Below are 17,827 nucleotides of genomic sequence, written 5' to 3' on the forward strand. Positions count from 1 at the left end.
ATTTATTGTATTTCCTCTTTCCTTATATTTTTTGTTCTTTAAAGTATTTTCTCTGAAGCCAGAATGCAGCATTCACTAAAGCAATTAGGGCTGGAACTTCTACAAGAGGACCAATGACAGCTGCAAAAGCAGCACCAGAATTGATACCAAACACTCCGACAGCCACAGCGATGGCTAACTCGAAGTTATTTCCCGATGCAGTAAAGGCTAGAGTAGTTGCAATCGGATAATTTGCCCCTGCTTTTTTACTGAGATAAAACGATACAAAAAACATGACCACAAAGTAAATGAGTAACGGAATAGAAACCCGTATTACATCAAGTGGCAGTCGAACAATGACATCCCCTTTTAACGAGAACATAACAATAATAGTAAAGAGCAACGCGATGAGGGTAATGGGGCTAATTTTAGGGATAAATACTTTTTCATACCACTCTCTGCCCTTCGCCTTCACCAATACCAAGCGCGTTAGCATACCAGCAAGGAAAGGAATACCTAAATAAATAAAGACACTTTTTGCAACTTCGCTGATGGTAATATCTACGACAACGCCTTGTAAGCCAAACCATCCTGGAATAACCGTAACAAACACATACGCGTAAATGGAGTAAAAGAACACTTGGAATATGGAGTTAAATGCAACAAGTCCTGCGGCATATTCAGGATCTCCTTTCGCAAGGTCGTTCCAAACAATCACCATGGCAATACAACGAGCAAGCCCAATCATGATTAAACCAACCATATATTCTGGATAATCACGGAGAAAAAGAATGGCCAATAAAAACATAAGAATGGGTCCAATAACCCAGTTTTGTAAAAGAGAAACCCCTAATATCTTTGTATTGCGAAATACATGCCCCATTTTTTCATAACGAACTTTGGCTAACGGCGGATACATCATCAAAATGAGTCCAATCGCTAAAGGAATGGATGTGGTTCCAGTTTGATATTTATTCAACCCTTGCACAAAATCTGGAGAAAAATAGCCAATTCCAATCCCAATAATCATGGCTGCGAATATCCAGAGAGTTAAATAGCGATCCAAAAAGGACATCCGTTTACGAACGGGAATTTCGATCATTTTCATCACTTTCCTTTTAGCCGTTGTTTTCCCTTTCACACATCATCGAATTTCTTTGTTTTTCATACACTTCCAGTTTTTCTTTAAGGGAAGGTGCATGCTGCAGAATAGCCTGAACCACCGGATGAGCCGATTCATCTAATCGATAATACATCCATGTTCCTTGTCTGCGTTCCTGTACTAATCCTGCCTGCTTCATTTTTCGCAAATGTTGACTAATTCCTGGCTGAGAAATACCAATCATTTCAACTAAATCACATACACACAATTCTTTTTCTTGTAAAAGTAATAAAATGGTAAGCCGTGTTTTGTCTGCAGTTAGTTTTAATACCTCAATCATTTCTTCAAGAGAACGCTCCAATATATTCGCCTCCAATTATATAATCTTATAACTATATTATTATTCACTTATATAAAATGCAATTCCTTTTTTACCATTTGGATGCCTATTTTATACGTTAGGTTTGTCGGTACGATCATTTTTCATAAAAGGAGTATTATTGCTTGATAACGACAAATGAGGAGTTATGCACTGACTTTTATGTCGTAAAATTTACGACATAAAAGTCAGTGCATAAAAATAAAAAACCTTATAAAATAAGGTTTTAGAGAATTGATTAATGCACATAAAGCCATGGGAAGTTTAGAAGAATATCAGCCCCATCCTTTCCAACCGGTATTTTTAAATAAAAACGGCGAAAAACTGAACCCACGTGGTTTACATAAGATATTTATAGAAATCTTGCAAAAAGCGGGTCTGTCACCTCAAAGGAACTGTTCTAGTTTCAGCACTAATTCTATTCAGTCTTCACTTTATATTTTTTATAGCTCGAACCAATATCATCATATTTTTAAATATTCCATTAAATCATTTAAAATTCCATCTAAATTATCCCTACAAATATTAACATGAATAATTGTTATTTTAACTATCCCATTTTCCGTTTCAATCTCATATTTACCAAGAGGATTTATATATCCATTATTAATACGGAACATCGGATAAACTAAGATAATGTTTTTGCAATTATATGCTAGTGAATACGAAAGCATTTGATAAATATCTGCTTGTGACACATTTACGTCTATGCCATGAATAGGATTTTTATATTTTACATCAATAATCGTTTCGACTTTTCCATCTTTAAAAATAGTTATATCTGGTTTTAACATAAATGCTTTATTCTTTTTATCTAGATATTTTTGAGGCTTATGATAGAGAACTGAATACTCCTCTAAACCTTTTAAAGCTTTGTAAACCGTATATTCAAATAATTCATTTAAAGGAACTAAAAATGTAAATGTATATTCATCCCCATTAGACATGCCAGCTTGTTCATTATAATAAAACAATTTTGATAAATTAAATAGCGGAAGGTATTGATGATTTAATCTATTAAAACGAATCTTATCAAATATTGTTTGGTTTAATTTTATTGTCTGGACATGTTGTAGATACAATAGCCCTGTTTTTAACCTTTTCTTATTTTCAGCTATTTTTGTTATTCGTAAAAGTCTTTCAATAGTAGTTTTAAAAATCTGGTTTAGTAGAGTATCCTCCGTAAATTCTTCATATATTACATAATGCAAATAATTTAGATCACGATTTCTTAGCAGTGATTTTTGAAAAATGATTTTCCCTTTAATAAACTGTGTGTTTTCTTCAATTGGCTCGTATTGACGATGAACATTTACCTTGAATTGGTTAAGAAATTCTTTAATAAAGATCGCTATAAAAATTTCCAAAATATCATTTTGATATTTTGAAACCATCTTTGGGGTAGGTATTTCTTTTACCTTTAAATAGTTTGAGTAAGTAAGAAGGCGAAACAATAATTGTATAGAATGCTCCTTCTCTGCCTCTATTTCTCTTGATTCACCATCCCGGAAAATTTTAGGAAGAATTTGTATTTGTAAATTTTTAGATGCCACAAAGCCAACATATTTCTTTAACAATACTCGATGATCTGAACGTACAATAAAATTTTGGCTACCCCAAATCCGTTCAAAAGACTGAAGCTCTTTAGTTTGCTCTGGCGTAAGATTAACATAACAAGTTCTATCTTCAAACACCGTAATCATTTCTGAAGGCTTCATCTTTACTTCTCCGTGTAAATCGCCATAATGGCTTGTTCGAACTCAGTATATTGATTATTATTGGGCTTTATACTTAGGTAATGAATATTCCCATATTCATCTAAAAATTTTGAGCCAATAATTTCTTTGATTGTTTCAAAGTCTTGATAAAAATACTCCATAAGCAAAGGAAGAATTTTATAATACCATGTTTTATATAAATCTTCTAGAGTAATGATATCCATAAAATAGGCATGCCCAATTCGATGATCTCTATCTAAATGCTTTTGAATTTTTTTATTCAGAGCATCTAATAATTTGTCTAATTCTATTGAATGATTGACCCTTGCGCTTATATTTAAATACGGTTTGATAAAAATTGTAGGGTCAGGTTCAACTTCAAGAAATGCGAAACGTCTTCTTAATGCTGTATCCAACATCGCTATTGAACGATCAGCTGTATTCATCGTACCAATAATATATAGATTTTCAGGGATTGTGAAAGACTTTTTAGAATAAGGTAACGTAACACTTACATTATTTCGTTTATCTTTTTCAATTAGCGTAATTAATTCTCCAAATATTTTAGAAATGTTTCCTCGATTGATTTCATCAATTATTAGATAATAAGGCTTAATATCATTTGAAGAAACGTGTTGTTTTTCTTTATCCTCTACGTGAACCAGCTTAAGAATATCAGAAATAGATATTCTTGGTAGTTCATACACTGTTTTTAACGTTAATTTTTTCCGTCCATTAAGTTCAAAAATATCTACTGGTTCCTCAAACTCTTTCAACCATGCTACTTCTCTTGTGTGAGGATAAATCATTTTGGGATTGTATTTATAATCACCTTTTACAATTGCTATATCCCGAATAGTTGTTGGACCATCATAGACGAGAATAATATCCCCAATGCTCATTTGATTCACTAGATTATCTAAACTACTTGCATCCTGAAGCGGCTCAGGTTCATCATAAGATCTTTCTTTATTTAAACTTGTAAATATATCTTCATATGAGAAATTTGTTAGATCTTGATTGCTGAGCCAACCAACAGCAATAACTTTTTTTGTCTTACATTCATTATAAACATCATCACTGCTTCGATGTCCCAATGACACTTTCCATACCTTTGAAGAATCACGTATTAACTGAATGTCATTTGAGTGTATGTCTGCTTTTAATAATTGAGTAGATGCAGACTCTACAAATTCTTTTAGAATACCATCTTCTATCTTGTATTTAAGATCAGTGTTATCTTCATTGCTGAGTTGAGGACGAATTCCTTCGATAAATTCTTCATATGAATATGATTGATGGAAAGTTACAAATTTAACACGTTCTTCTTTCAAAACAGTGTCAAACTTCACGTATTTGCCATTTCGTTTAGTCTCAAAACATTCAATAATCTTTTTTGTAGCATAAGTTTTACCTGTACCCGGTGGACCATAGAGAATGAGGTTAGGGCTAAATTCTAATAAATCCGCATATTTTTTGTACTCCTCTAATTCTTCCAAATGTTCTTCTACATCATCATGTTCAAGATCTTCTCCCTCCCTAGGATTACTAATATCGTTTACGGATGAAGTTCTAGGTGTTTTTCTTCTCCCAACTAATATGTTGTCATAAAGCTGAATAGGATTATCGACAATAAAATAACCCTTGTCTTCTAGCTCTGAAAGGACACTTTTAATGTATTTTTCCTTATTTGGAGCTATATCTTCTTGGGCATACTTTAATAACTGATTTAACGAATATTTTGTTGGGTTTTTTTCGTTGTATAAATTTTGAAGAGGAAAATAAGGATGCCAAGCCCCATTTTGATATATTTTTATACCTACAATTTGTGTTTCACGGTTAATGATAATATTTATATCATTTTCTTTAGTATCTATTGCAGTATTTTCTAAGGTAATAAATATTTTTCTTTCATATTGAAAATTATAGCGGGTTGGATTATCAGGTGCATTGGGTGAAAGTTTTATCTCGAAAAAACCACACCCCATAGTCGCCTTAGATATTTTATTAAGTAAATTAATGTCATATTCAAAGTATGGATATTTAATAAATTTTTGAACACTCACAGGTTCTTCAAATATATGTACTTCATCAAATAAGACGACCCAGTTATCTTCCTTATGAATTTTGTTTGGCTTCTCACCATAGCCCTTTACCTTCCAAAGAACATTAATCTTAGAATTAAAAATCGGAAAAACATAATCTCCCGGCTTAATCCCTCCATACCAAGGATTGCCCTCTGGACCAGCAGCATAGAACTTCTCTTCTATCTGCTCCGGCTTATCCTTTCCAAACTTCCCAAAAAAAATTCTTCCCATTACTTAAACTCCTTTACTTTTACTATAAGCCTATTGTCTTATTTATATTATATATTTTATCTAACAAAACTGATCTTTTCATTTACATAAGTTACCCATCTATATCTCCCCTTATAATAGACAGTACATCCCCTTCTTTTTTCTGTCTACGTTTTTTTGTTCTAAAAAAAGGAATAAATTGGTGTTTTGACCTTTCATTTTGCATAGGAGCCTCAGGAAGAATAGTCAGTGAATGACGAAATGATCTAGCTCTACTGATAAGAATCCAGAATAACTTATAATTCTTACCTGTTTTAATTTTTGCATTAATATACCAATATACCCTTTTTCTGATAAAATATGATAATTCATTTTTGGCATTTCTCACTTAGAAAATAAGAGCAAAATGATACATATGAAATGGAGGGTTTATTATGACTCCAATAAATATGGGGCTATTAATGGGTGCCGTACCTTTTTTTATCTCTTGTTTTCTTAATTTGTTTCAAATCGTTTCTTTTGTTATTGGTCTTATCTTAATTCCCTTAGGTTTTCGTATAGAATTAGGTTACTTCAGTGTAGGAGCCGGAATACTTGTGACTTCTTTCTTTGGCATTGTCATTACCATCATAATACATGATTTTAACTATAAGAAACGAAGCGAAACGTATAACCCTTAATCTTGTTATGCTGATTCTAAACCCGTTTCAAAATTTTATTTTCATTAACCGGAAAGTTTGTGTTTAGAGTCTTTAAGGCAATAAAAAAGTAGGGTACCCTCGGAATTGTCCAGATCCCATAAAAGAAGAGTAACCCTACTATATCTAGTATCCCTCATTCCGATTTATCAAATCAGTTGAAATCCCTATTTCGAAATTTTATGAAAGAAAAGCTTGCACTCATTATGCGGGAAGAGCTAACGAACTTCCTGCAGGTGGAACAGCCTGATACTTTAAACAGTAAAAATGGGCAGAGGATGGTTTCCTCTATTTATTAAATCGTATAATTACATTAAATCCTCAAGAATAAATGAAGCATGTTTAATCAAGATTCATCCAGATAGACTTCACTTGTGTATATAATTCAAGCGCGTAAGACCCCATTTCACGACCAAAGCCGGACTGTTTATAGCCGCCAAATGGCACGGCCGCATCGAGCGCATTGTAGCAGTTTACCCAAACGGTTCCTGCTTCCAGCGCATGAGCAACCTTGTGCGCTTTTCGTACATCCGTCGTCCATACGCCCGCAGCGAGCCCATACTCACTATTGTTCGCACGCCGGATTACGTCAGCAATTTGCTCTTCATCATCAAACGGCATGGCAGCGACAACCGGCCCAAAAATTTCCTCTTTAGCAATTGTCATATGATCTTGAACATCGGCAAAAATGGTTGGCGGTATAAAATATCCGGCTCCTTCCAGCGGCTGTCCTCCGGTGAGCGGATTAGCCCCTTCTTCGATCCCTTTCCGCAAATAATTAGATACCCGCGAAAACTGCTCTTCTGATACCAGCGGACCAATTTGAGTCGATTCATCCATGCCGGCTCCCTGCTTAAGTTTGGATGCATAGCTTGTCATATCGGACAACACATTATCAAACACTTTTTTGTGCACAAATAGCCGTGAACCTGCGCAGCATACTTGCCCCTGGTTAAAGAAAATTCCCATTAAGGCCCCGGGGATTGCTTTGGAAAAGTCAGCATCCGGGAAAATAATATTCGGTGATTTCCCGCCGAGTTCAAGCGATACACGCTTCAAGTTACCTGCCGCCTGTTGCATAATTAGCTTCCCGACCTCTGTTGATCCCGTAAACGCAACTTTACGGATACGCGGGTGTTGAACAATCGCTGCTCCAGCCGTTGGTCCGTAGCCTGTAATAATATTAACGACTCCCTCCGGGAAGCCGGCTTCCTGAATCAATTTCGCCAAATAAATCGCAGAAAGCGGTGTTTGTTCAGCACTTTTCAAAATCACTACATTTCCTGTTGCCAGGGCGGCGCCCAGCTTCCATGTAGCCATTAGCAGCGGAAAGTTCCATGGGATAATTTGGCCAACCACGCCAACCGGTTCACGGCGCGTGTACGTAAACATGTTTCTGCCTACTGAATTATCAATTACCTCTCCAGCTATCTTTGTTGCCCAACCAGCATAGTAACGAAAATGATCGATAGAAAGCGGAATATCCACGGCACGTGCCTCGCGAATCGGCTTGCCGTTATCAAGTGTTTCGAGCTGGGCCAATGCTTCCGCATGCTCCTCTATTAAATCAGCGAGCTTCCAAAGCATTCTTCCCCTCTCGCTTGGTGTAACTTTTGACCAAGAACCTTTAAACGCACGTTCTGCAGCTTCTACCGCCCGGTTCACATCCTCCTTATCCGCTTCATATACAGAAGCGATTCTTTCGCCTGTAGCTGGATTGATCGTGTTAAACGTTCTACCAGAAAGTGATTCGACAAATTCCCCTCCAATAAATAATTTCTTCGGCTCACCCTTCAGAAAATCCTCTACACGTGGGTCAATGGAGACTGTAGCTATTTTCTCCATCTGCATTCCTCCTAACATATAAATTTATATAATTTTTTGATGATTCTGTTATACGCTTTTATGCATTTTCCATGCCAAGAGAAAACGTTTTCTTTTCAAGGAATCCTAAAGGCATCGTATTGTTCCATAACGGAACAATTGTGTCATTATGGAACAGGATACCCTTCTAATCTATCGAAACATTGAGTTCGCATCATTGCGTAAAACAGAAATTTCCTAACACCACGTTTCATTAAGGGATAATTCACACATACATTCGGACTTGAATCACCCAAAAATACGGAATATTATGATAAAATCTTTTTAAATGAGATGCTTATTTTAAATTAAGAGGTGAGAGAAATGCCGGAACCCATTAATACATGGTTAAAAAAGTCATGGGAACGAAGCCGAATGTACAACGTAGATCCAGCGGTGGCCAGGGATGCAATCCTTGGAGCCTCTGAATTTAAACAGTACAGGGAACAGAAAGAAGCATTTCTTCGGGAGATAAAACCGACGCTCGAACGTTTAGCTAATTGGTTGAAATCTTCTGGCTCTGTTGTAGTAATCTGTGATACAGCGGGATATATCCTGAAAAGCATGGGAGATCCGGTGTTTTTGAACGAGACAAAAAAAATTCATGTAGTAGAGGGCGCTTGCTGGTCCGAGCAGGTACGGGGCACCAATTCTGCAGGGACAGTAATTGTTGAGCAAAAGCCGCTAGCTGTAGTAGGAAGGGAGCATTATCTAGAAGAAAACCATATCCTATACTGCGCGGCTTCACCAATTTTTGATCCTCATGGCCGCCTGCTTGCTGTGCTTAATGTTAGCGGTTACCATGAGAAATACCACCCTCACATCCTTGGAATGGTGGATGTCATTGCGAGAGAAATTGAAGATCGAATTCTCATTCATCGCTCTGATAAACAAATACTCATTTCTCTTTACCCTGAACACAAACAAAACCAACAGGCATTGCTTGCAGTAAATCATGACGGGGTTTTAACCGGCACCAATCGGGAAGCACGGGAGATGCTACAACTTGATAAGTCAACAATTGGAAATGTTCATCTTTCTGAACTCATTTCAGATGTTCAACGGTTGCTGCAAAGACATGGTAAAATTTGTTCAAACGATATCTTTGCTCTTCAGGATAAAACAAAGGAGCAAAGCAGATGGATGGCCTCAGTATTGATTGATATGCGTCCCCATTTTAACGCACCGCTTGAAAAGCGAAATTCAAAACAGGCGACATCACTCAGAACTCCCTGCACATTTGCTAATCTATATGGTAATGACAGAAGCTTTCAGACCGCGATTCACCTCGCAAAGAAGGCGGCTGCAACCGATTATACAATTCTGATTACCGGTGAAAGCGGTACCGGAAAGGATATGGTTAGTCAGGCGATTCATCAGGCAAGTCTTCGGTCAGGAAAACCATTTGTCGCGATTAACTGCGGTGCGGTTACAAAAAGTCTCCTGGAAAGCGAATTGTTCGGATATGAAGCGGGAGCTTTTACAGGAGCCAAACAGTCTGGCCATCCCGGAAAATTTGAGTTAGCCCACGGTGGAACACTGTTTCTGGATGAAATTGCGGAAATGCCACCGGAAATGCAGGTAGCACTACTACGAGTCCTTCAGGATTTCACTATCACCCGGGTCGGTGGTACAAAACCAATTCGGGTTGATGTACGAATTATCGCCGCAACACACACAGATTTATGGAAAAAGGTACAGGATGGCAGTTTTCGAGCCGATTTATTTTATCGTCTGCAGGGGATACATATTACGTTGCCACCACTTCGTAAACGATCCGACCGTCTAGAAATTGCTCGTTTTCTACTACGAAATATTCAAGAAGAACTGCAAAAGGAAACTCTTTCCCTTTCTCCTGCAGCAGAGCGCTTAATCGAGAACTATGCATGGCCGGGAAATATCCGCCAACTTACTGGCGCACTACGTGAAGCTGCTTTTTTAGCAGACAGCTCAATGATTGATCTCGTCCATTTTCCATCCTATATTCTTTCTGACTATACACCTCATGTAAACAAACACGTCAGTTCACTCAAGCAATTGGAAAATCATGCAATTATGGAGACTCTACAAAAAACGGGCGGCAATATTTCGCAAACTGCACGTATTCTTGGTATTGGACGCAATACTTTGTATAGAAAATTAAAAAAAATATAAGTGGAAATCATCCTCATCTTTTTCACGCCTAATAACGTTAGCTATCGTCGATTCCCAAATACAAAACCCCCGCTTGGACTGCATGCAGTCCAAGCGGGGGTTTTTCTTTCCAAAGAAAACCTGAGTAAGGATAGGAGATTTTTTGTTTTTTCTTCTCCTTACCGAACGGGAAGACGGGATGCGACAGCCAGATTGAGCAGGCCGTTTCCTTCGGCGCGTGCACCGTATCCGAGCGGTACGGTACGTTTGCATAGCTGCGCGTAAAGCTCACTCTCCGTTAGCGTGCGTCCAAATTCTTGCTCGCAACGGTTAATAATAAGTGCCAATGCCCCTGCCACGTGCGGCGTCGCCATTGAGGTTCCTGACAGCACTCCGTATTTGTTTCCCGGATATGTCGAAAGAATATCCACGCCGGGAGCGACCAGGTCAACTTGGTTGTTCGTATTTGAGAATTCGGCCAGTCTCCCATGTAAATCAACGGCTCCTACCTGGATGACTTCATTATAAGCACCAGGATAGGAAAGTTCCGGTGTGTCGGGGTCGTTGTCCCCTTCGTTTCCTGCCGCGCAGACGACAAGCACCTGCTGGCGGACAGCCTTCACAATGACTTTATGCAATTCAGGTGAATCTTCGGGACCACCAAGCGACATTGTAATAATACGTACGCGTTCCCCGTTCGGTCCTCTCCACTGAAGCGCATATTCGATCGCGTCAATAATCCACTGATAGTCACCAGAACCATCTGCGGATAATACTTTTAAAATCAACAGGCTAGCTTTCGGGGCAACCCCGACTACACCTTTATTGTTTAAGATTGCGGCTACCGTACCCGCGACGTGTGTACCGTGGTAATGGTTATCTTCATAACGGTTAGGATTTCCGTTATAATCGGTCGTGAAATTTCTGCCGCCGATAATATTGTCTTTTAAGTCAGAATGGTCAAGCTGGCAACCGGTATCGAGTACAGCAACAACAACCCCTTCCCCATAGCGGGCACTTTCCCACTCTGCCGGAGCCTGAATCATTTCCACACCTTGTGGAATCTCACGGGTATACTCCTTGACCTCGGTTACAACAGTTGGAAATAGATACATTTTGCTCATACGTGTTTCCCCTTTCATAGTTTATTTACATGGTCATTGTCCACGGTATCAGACAAGCATTCGCCAGGTTTCAGGCTTTCAATAAATTCCCAAAAGCCCGGTGTCGCGCTTATATCAAAGCGGCGCAGCGCCCTGACAATTTCCGTTTTCACCTCTTGTTCGACGTCATCCCTGTCTCGAAATGGAATAAAACGGCTTGATTTTTTGATTTTCGGTTCAAAGAGATGAAGAATGGCACATAATGCTTCCGGATCATTCTCTCGCGCTTTATGGGCCAGTTCGTATAATGTCGCCACGGGAATTCACCTCTTTCTCATTTCATCGATCATGTCCTGCACATTTTCAGATAGTTGCTGGAAACTTTTCTCAAGGCGAAGCAACACATAAAATGTCACCGCGATTGGAAAGCCAACCTGACGAATAAAGTTAATCCATTCGCTCGGCTCCAACGCACTCACCCTCTTTGTAGAATAAACGCAAAGTACGTATGGCCTTGTTATAAGATTTGGCGACGGATTGTCGGGAAATGCCAAGAACTTGTCCAATTTCCGTATGCGTCAAATGATGTAAAAAATGCAATTCAAGAATGTCCAGTTGCCTGCGGGTCAATTGCTGTAGAGCTTTATACAGCGAAGGATTTGATACGTGTTCCAGTAGATGTCGCGTATTGCGCACGACAATATCGATGACCTCTTCCTCTTTGTCTGCCACCTCATACTCCGGTCTGTTCGTATCCAAGCTGATGTCACAAAATGGTGCAAGCGAATAAGAGTGCCGCTTTTTTTCTTTCAGATAACAATCCCTGGAAACCCGTGAGATAAGTTTGGAGATGTAATGAATAAGACGTATTTCGGTGAAAAATTGCTGGAAGGCTTCGTCAAGTTTTTTGCGGTGATGGAGAGTTGGAATGCAGACGGCATCGACAAACAGTTTATAATATTCCGTATTACTTAAAAAGCTGTCGATTACCCGGTTTGATAGTTCATGTTTATGCTGTATAAGGAATGCGGTGAATATCGCTTCAAGATCTGGATACGATTCTTTGTACACGAACGGATATTTTTCCATTTCACCCCTCCCTTCACTCTATAAAGAAGGAAATACGGAAACATTTGACAACCCAGATTCAAAGAATCGTTCTAAAATAACAGAGATTATCATTGTGGTATAAGCAAAATTTACTAATAGATAAATGAATAAAGAACTAGGAGGGAAAATGTGTCCATTTGCAGATTCCTTGTCACAAAAAGATAAAAAGAGGAAGAGAACAAGAATGCCTGTCCTTTGGTTCTAACATATTTACTTTTGCCATCAAACATTCTTGTTCTTTTATTATAGCATGGAGCATACGAGGAAAAAAGAAAAAAATTCTAAAAAATCAATAAAATGTAATGTCGTTTGTGGTCATGTGAGCTATTTGCGTTGTTGTTCAATGGTATGAATTAATGTATTGAAATATAGTGCCGCTTTTATCATACGGACACCGTACCATGAGAACATCTCCCCGTCTACCAAAAGCGGCACGCTATCAGGAAATTGTTCATGAAAAACATTTCGGTGCGTCTCTTTGAAAGGAAACGGTTCGGAAGAAAGAAAAATAAAATCAGGCGCTTCCTCACGCAAATCTGCCTCCATCACTGTCGGGTAACGCCCCGGAAAGTCTCGGAACACATTTACAAAACCGCATTTTTCAAGCAGCGAATGAATATACGTATGATTGCCTGCTGCCATATACGGTTTCTGCCAAATAAGGTAGGCGACACGCACATCCCGCGTCGGCTTCAGCGAAGCAAAATTTGTCTCAATTCGCGTGATAATGTGTTGGGCAGCATCTTCTGTTCCTGTGATTTGACCCAAATCCCGAATCATTCGTAGGGCGTCCGTGTAATTTTCTACGTCTGTTACATACACCGGATAGCGCTCAGCCAGCGCTTCAACCATTTCTTTTGGATTTTCTTCTTTTTCCGCGATAATGAGATCCGGCTGTAATTCTTTAATTACATCCATTTTTATTTGTTTCGTTCCACCTACACGCCTGACGTTCTTTACTTGCTCGGCCGGATGGATGCAAAACTGTGTACGTCCTACGATTTTTTCCTTTAATCCGAGTGCAAACAGCGTGTCAGTCAGCGACGGGCAAAGTGAAACAATGCGCTGCGGCGGAAAGTGAAAGGTAACAGCGCGTTCTGCATGATCTATAACCGTCTTGTTTTCCATGGTTTCACCACCTGTGTATGATTCTATGAATCGGTCAACTATTTAATAAAAACAGAGCCTGGTAAACCTGTCCGTATTGCTACTGGGATTGGTATTCCAACCTCCCTACACTGATTTCCTTTTCCTTTTTCCAAAAAGATCCTGGGTAAACCGAATCCATTCTCGTGCCGCAAACGAAAGATACCGATCTTTGCGCCAAATCATGACTAAATGCCAGGGGATGATCGGTTCAATGAGCGGCAGAACCCGAATCCGATCCGCATCAAGTTCACGACAAATCGGTTCCGGAAGAAGAGCAATGCCAAAATTAGCTGCCACCATTTCACTAATAAAATCCCATTGTGAACTCTCATATATCACGCGTGGCTGAAACCCTGCCTGCACACACTCCGCGATAATTCGATCATGGAGAGCAAAATCTTCGCGAAAAAAAACGAACGGCTCTTGTGCTAGCTCGCATAATGATACCGCTTCTCTATTTGCCAATGAATGGGATGGATGGACAAGTAACATCAACCTCTCCTTCACAAGCGAAAATGAATGAAACACCTCCTCATTTGTCGGTGATAGCACAACCCCGATATCCAGTACACCATTTTCAACATCCGCTTCTACTTTCTTTGCACCATCTTCTACAAGCTGAATTGTAACATCCGGATACTGCTCACGGAACTTTCCAAGCACTTTAGGAAAAAAACTTGACCCGATCATCGGGGGTAATCCAATCCGAATATGCCCCTTTTTCAAATTCATCAGATCATCCAGCTCGGACGACAAATTGTAAAATGAGTTTACAATATCCTGCGCCTGAGCAAAAATAATCTGTCCGGCATCTGTTAATTCTACCTGTTTTCCTAAACGATTAAACAGCACAACCCCTAGTTCCTTTTCAATATTTTTAATCATTTTACTAATGGTTGGTTGCGTGAGGTATAAAGCCTGGGCAGCTTTCGTAAAGCTTTTGCACTGTGCCACCTTCAAAAAACATTGCAAATGCCGTATATCCATTTCATATCTCCTTTTCTAACTATAGATAAAAGGAATAGTATACATTCTATATATGCATTTTACCTATGAAAACAAATAATGTACACTTTTCACTGAAAGGAGGGAAGAGAAGTGACAACCCTACTCAAAGGTGCGGGGCAAATTGCTCTTTTGTGCGTCTTTTCACTGGTCATGAACAAATTAGTCGACTTCTTTCATTTAAAAATACCAGGCAGCATTTTAGGTATTTTTATCATTTTTACTTTACTACAAACAAAAATAATCCGGCTAGAATGGGTTGAATTGGGCGCAAAATGGTTACTGGCAGAGCTGTTGCTATTCTTCATTCCATCGGCTGTTGGAATTATAAAATATAAAAGTGTTTTGGTAAATGACGGAGTATATGTAACCATGGTCATTGTTTTCAGCACGGCCATTGTCATGGCCTGCACAGGGCTAGTAGCAAAAAAAATCGCAGAAAGAAAGGAGCAAAAACCTTCATGATGATTTCTCTTTTTAGCCTCATTTTCACAATGAGCCTTTACTGGGGAGCCAAGTGGTGTTATAAGCATAAACCGAAAGTCTATTTGTCTCCCCTGCTTACGACACCATTATTTATCGTTGCTTTTTTATTTTTGACTCATATCTCGTATGAATCATACAATACAGGCGCAAAATGGCTAAGTAATATGCTTGAACCGGCCACCATTGCATTCGCTGTTCCACTTTATAAATATTTCAATATATTAAAAAAGCATGCGACTGAAATTATTGTCAGCGTGCTATCAGGTTCGGTTATAGCCATTGTTTCGTCATTGTGTGTTGCTAAAGTGCTACATCTAAATACGCAAATTGTTAATAGTCTGATCCCACGTTCCGTAACCACACCCATTGCCATGGATGTGTCTGAAAGCATTGGCGGTATACCTACTATTACAGCCGTATTTGTGATTATGACCGGATTGCTCGGCACAGTTATTGGGCCGATTATCATCCGGTTACTGCGGATTGAGAATGAGATTGCCCGAGGCGTACTTCTTGGTACAGGAGCGCATGGTGCAGGTACTTCAAAAGCTTTTGAACTTAGTTCCATTACAGGTACGATTTCCAGTTTATCCATGATTATGGCAGCGCTCATTACCTTATGTATGGCACCATGGCTCGTGCCCATGATACTGAGAATTTTTTGATTTATGCACCTCTGAATCGTACCGTTCTCGTCTATAAGATTCCATACTGTCGGTTCTGCGTCACCTTTTCCCAGCCCATCTCCTTTTACCAAAGGTGCCAATTCTGTGGCCACTGAAGACTGTGCGGAATCGCAAGCAAGCGCCCCCCTTTATAACAGTGTGCAAGTTGGTTGAAAATAGTAGGGTTAAGTTTATACGCAGTATTATTTTACTTTTGTGCCTGTTTAAGAACTTTTATGTACATTGTTTGATCTGGCGTCTGAAAAGCGCGCGCGTAGCCTTTTGCAACCATGGTGTGATTTACCATTTCTCCTCTCAGCCACACGTAAGCCAGAATGTTTCCTTTTTCATCTCTTGCTTGTTCGTCATATTCGAGCGCAACTTGCTGACCGGTGACCTTTTCTTTTAAAAACCACCTCGCTTCTCGTGTTGTGGAAATCATTATGCCTTGCAGGCGAACAGTATAGCTCTTTCCATCTATCATAGCCAGAATTGTATTATCTTTTGTTACTTTATAGACATAGGCAGTAACAGTATCACTGGGTATACCTTGTTGCAGCTTAGCTGGTTCATTTGTCAAATGCCAATAGGCAACTGCAAAGAAACAAAGAAACCAAAAAAGAAATACTAGATCATGTGGACGAAACACAATGATTCTCCCTTCTCCAATATGTCCTCTTTATCCATATGTGTACAGCGCCCAGGAATTGACTGATTTTCTGTTTAAAAATAGAATGAAAAGAAGAAAAAGAAAAATGGGGGGCACAGATGAAAGAACGGTATATGTTCATTGACTTTGAATTTACAACGTTTGACAAAAAAGAAGCTCCGAAAGGCTTTTTCCATGAGGTCATAGAAGTGGGGATGGTTATCATTGAGGAAAATGAAATTGTCGATACATTTTCCTCGCTGGTCGTTCCTGTCTTCTTTCCCCAGTTGGGCGAAAAATGTATCAAGCTGACTGGAATTACGCAACAAGACGTTATGGAAGGCATCGAATTTAAAGCAATGATTGACGAACTGCTTGCACAATACATACGGGAGAAGACAACGCTTGTTACATGGGGCGATTTGGATATGAAGGGATTACGCCGCAATTGTCGGGAACACAATATAAAATTCCCTTTTTCCGTAATGCTGGAAGATTGGCTGGATTTGTCCAAAGCATACCAGTTCTACTATGGGCATAAAGACACACCTGGCCTATGGTACGCTTTAGACAAATACGGATTGGCTGAAACGGCACAGTCGCACCGTGCCCTTGACGACGCGATGGCAACATTTAAGGTCATGCAGATGATGCAGAAAGACCAGTGGGTATATACGCGGGAAAAACCAAAAATGCAAACATCCATTGCAGATTTAATGGGGAGCCAGATGACGCTTTTGGAAAAACTGAAGCAACAACTTTCCTAAAAAGTAAATAGCGCCCCCCGTTTTTTGTGCGGCGGCGCTTTTGATTTGAATGCATATGGTCGAGGGAAAGTGAGGGGTTCTGAACGATCCACCTAAATTCCTAAAGCGGCTGACTCTTATTCACTATGTTTATTTATTTTTATTATATTCCAGTTCACTCCATTTATTTGTCTTCACAGGTGGCTTGTATGTACGAATCTTCTCTAGGAGAATTATTGGGTCGCTTTCGCAAATAATAAACTCTTTATGTGTCGAAGGCATAAAACCTCCTTCTACCGCTTTTGCAATCATCTCCATTAAAGGGTTGTAGTAGCCTTCTACATTTAATACTGCTACAGGCTTATTATGTATTCCTAGTTGTCCCCAGCTAACAAACTCAAAAATTTCTTCAAATGTTCCATATCCTCCAGGAAGAGCAATGAACGCATCGGAAAGCTCCCCCATCTTGGCCTTTCGTTCATGCATATCTTTTACTTCATAGAGATGAGTGAGGTTCTGATGAACCACTTCTCCACGGAACAAGTTTGTAGGCATGACGCCTATAGCGGTACCACCTTGCTCTAATACCGTATTCGCTATCGTACCCATAAGTCCGATATTTGAGCCACCATATACTAGCTCAATTCCTTTTTTTACCAACTCTTTCCCGAGCTGAATGGCAGATTCTTTATACTCAGGATGAGTTCCGGGATTAGATCCAGCAAAGACACAAACACGCTTCATT

At 39.3% G+C, this 17,827-nt stretch carries 18 protein-coding genes; 5 read left to right on the plus strand and 13 right to left on the minus strand.

Annotated elements, in window-relative coordinates; genetic code table 11:
• Positions 1-22 precede the first annotated feature (22 nt).
• From arsB to K3F53_RS09395, 4 genes are all read right to left on the minus strand, one after another.
• Positions 23-1,087, minus strand: a complete 1,065-nt coding sequence (gene arsB, locus K3F53_RS09380; RefSeq protein WP_057900320.1) for an ACR3 family arsenite efflux transporter — start codon at positions 1,085-1,087, stop codon at positions 23-25.
• A 10-nt stretch (positions 1,088-1,097) separates the two neighbouring features.
• Complete coding sequence (locus K3F53_RS09385) at positions 1,098-1,442, minus strand: ArsR/SmtB family transcription factor (RefSeq protein WP_246615701.1); 345 nt, start codon at positions 1,440-1,442, stop codon at positions 1,098-1,100.
• Between the two features lie 482 nt (positions 1,443-1,924).
• Positions 1,925-3,178 carry an McrC family protein gene (locus K3F53_RS09390; RefSeq protein ID WP_057898836.1) on the minus strand — a complete coding sequence of 418 codons (1,254 nt, stop codon included), beginning with the start codon at positions 3,176-3,178 and terminating at the stop codon, positions 1,925-1,927.
• Between the two features lie 2 nt (positions 3,179-3,180).
• Positions 3,181-5,496, minus strand: coding sequence for an AAA family ATPase (locus K3F53_RS09395; protein WP_057898835.1), 2,316 nt, complete (start codon positions 5,494-5,496; stop codon positions 3,181-3,183).
• 413 nt (positions 5,497-5,909) lie between these two features.
• On the opposite strand from K3F53_RS09395, the gene K3F53_RS09400 reads away from it, so the two are divergent.
• Positions 5,910-6,155 (plus strand): hypothetical protein, encoded by a 246-nt coding sequence (locus tag K3F53_RS09400; protein WP_091260331.1) that lies wholly within the window; start codon positions 5,910-5,912, stop codon positions 6,153-6,155.
• 360 nt (positions 6,156-6,515) lie between these two features.
• Here K3F53_RS09400 and K3F53_RS09405 read toward each other — a convergent pair whose 3' ends face one another.
• The gene (locus K3F53_RS09405; RefSeq protein ID WP_057898833.1) at positions 6,516-8,018 is read right to left on the minus strand and encodes an aldehyde dehydrogenase family protein; all 1,503 of its coding nucleotides are present in this window, start codon (positions 8,016-8,018) and stop codon (positions 6,516-6,518) included.
• A gap of 342 nt (positions 8,019-8,360) precedes the next feature.
• On the opposite strand from K3F53_RS09405, the gene K3F53_RS09410 reads away from it, so the two are divergent.
• The gene (locus K3F53_RS09410; RefSeq protein ID WP_091260329.1) at positions 8,361-10,190 is read left to right on the plus strand and encodes a sigma-54-dependent Fis family transcriptional regulator; all 1,830 of its coding nucleotides are present in this window, start codon (positions 8,361-8,363) and stop codon (positions 10,188-10,190) included.
• A gap of 158 nt (positions 10,191-10,348) precedes the next feature.
• On the opposite strand, the gene K3F53_RS09415 is transcribed toward K3F53_RS09410, so the two are convergent.
• The 6 genes from K3F53_RS09415 to cidR all read right to left on the minus strand — a co-directional run bounded on the left by K3F53_RS09415 (position 10,349) and on the right by cidR (position 14,518).
• A complete protein-coding gene (locus K3F53_RS09415) occupies positions 10,349-11,293 on the minus strand; it encodes a S8 family peptidase (protein ID WP_236781847.1) in 945 nt (314 codons plus the stop codon).
• Between the two features lie 14 nt (positions 11,294-11,307).
• A complete protein-coding gene (locus K3F53_RS09420) occupies positions 11,308-11,589 on the minus strand; it encodes a helix-turn-helix domain-containing protein (RefSeq protein WP_236781846.1) in 282 nt (93 codons plus the stop codon).
• A gap of 6 nt (positions 11,590-11,595) precedes the next feature.
• Positions 11,596-11,742 carry a YvrJ family protein gene (locus tag K3F53_RS09425; protein ID WP_139184939.1) on the minus strand — a complete coding sequence of 49 codons (147 nt, stop codon included), beginning with the start codon at positions 11,740-11,742 and terminating at the stop codon, positions 11,596-11,598.
• A complete protein-coding gene (locus K3F53_RS09430) occupies positions 11,720-12,361 on the minus strand; it encodes a sigma-70 family RNA polymerase sigma factor (RefSeq protein WP_091260327.1) in 642 nt (213 codons plus the stop codon). The genes K3F53_RS09425 and K3F53_RS09430 overlap by 23 nt, the downstream gene beginning before the upstream one ends.
• A 345-nt stretch (positions 12,362-12,706) precedes the next feature.
• Positions 12,707-13,510 carry an ABC transporter substrate-binding protein gene (locus K3F53_RS09435; protein WP_220560601.1) on the minus strand — a complete coding sequence of 268 codons (804 nt, stop codon included), beginning with the start codon at positions 13,508-13,510 and terminating at the stop codon, positions 12,707-12,709.
• Between the two features lie 105 nt (positions 13,511-13,615).
• Positions 13,616-14,518 (minus strand): cidABC operon transcriptional activator CidR, encoded by a 903-nt coding sequence (gene cidR / locus K3F53_RS09440; RefSeq protein ID WP_057898829.1) that lies wholly within the window; start codon positions 14,516-14,518, stop codon positions 13,616-13,618.
• A gap of 111 nt (positions 14,519-14,629) precedes the next feature.
• Here cidR and K3F53_RS09445 point away from each other — a divergent pair, with 111 nt between their 5' ends.
• Both K3F53_RS09445 and K3F53_RS09450 read left to right on the plus strand, forming a co-directional pair.
• The gene (locus tag K3F53_RS09445) at positions 14,630-15,001 is read left to right on the plus strand and encodes a CidA/LrgA family holin-like protein (protein WP_057898828.1); all 372 of its coding nucleotides are present in this window, start codon (positions 14,630-14,632) and stop codon (positions 14,999-15,001) included.
• Positions 14,998-15,687, plus strand: coding sequence for a CidB/LrgB family autolysis modulator (locus K3F53_RS09450; protein WP_175493574.1), 690 nt, complete (start codon positions 14,998-15,000; stop codon positions 15,685-15,687). The genes K3F53_RS09445 and K3F53_RS09450 overlap by 4 nt, the downstream gene beginning before the upstream one ends.
• A gap of 208 nt (positions 15,688-15,895) precedes the next feature.
• Here K3F53_RS09450 and K3F53_RS09455 read toward each other — a convergent pair whose 3' ends face one another.
• Positions 15,896-16,336, minus strand: a complete 441-nt coding sequence (locus K3F53_RS09455) for a thermonuclease family protein (protein ID WP_057898826.1) — start codon at positions 16,334-16,336, stop codon at positions 15,896-15,898.
• Positions 16,337-16,455: 119 nt separating this feature from the next.
• Here K3F53_RS09455 and kapD point away from each other — a divergent pair, with 119 nt between their 5' ends.
• Entirely contained in the window at positions 16,456-17,103 is a 648-nt protein-coding gene (gene kapD / locus K3F53_RS09460; protein WP_057898825.1) for a 3'-5' exonuclease KapD, read from the plus strand.
• Between the two features lie 129 nt (positions 17,104-17,232).
• Here kapD and K3F53_RS09465 read toward each other — a convergent pair whose 3' ends face one another.
• The gene (locus K3F53_RS09465) at positions 17,233-17,826 is read right to left on the minus strand and encodes an LOG family protein (RefSeq protein ID WP_057898824.1); all 594 of its coding nucleotides are present in this window, start codon (positions 17,824-17,826) and stop codon (positions 17,233-17,235) included.
• Position 17,827: the final 1 nt, after the last annotated feature.

This window comes from Aneurinibacillus thermoaerophilus (assembly GCF_019603355.1).
Lineage (GTDB): Bacteria > Bacillota > Bacilli > Aneurinibacillales > Aneurinibacillaceae > Aneurinibacillus > Aneurinibacillus thermoaerophilus.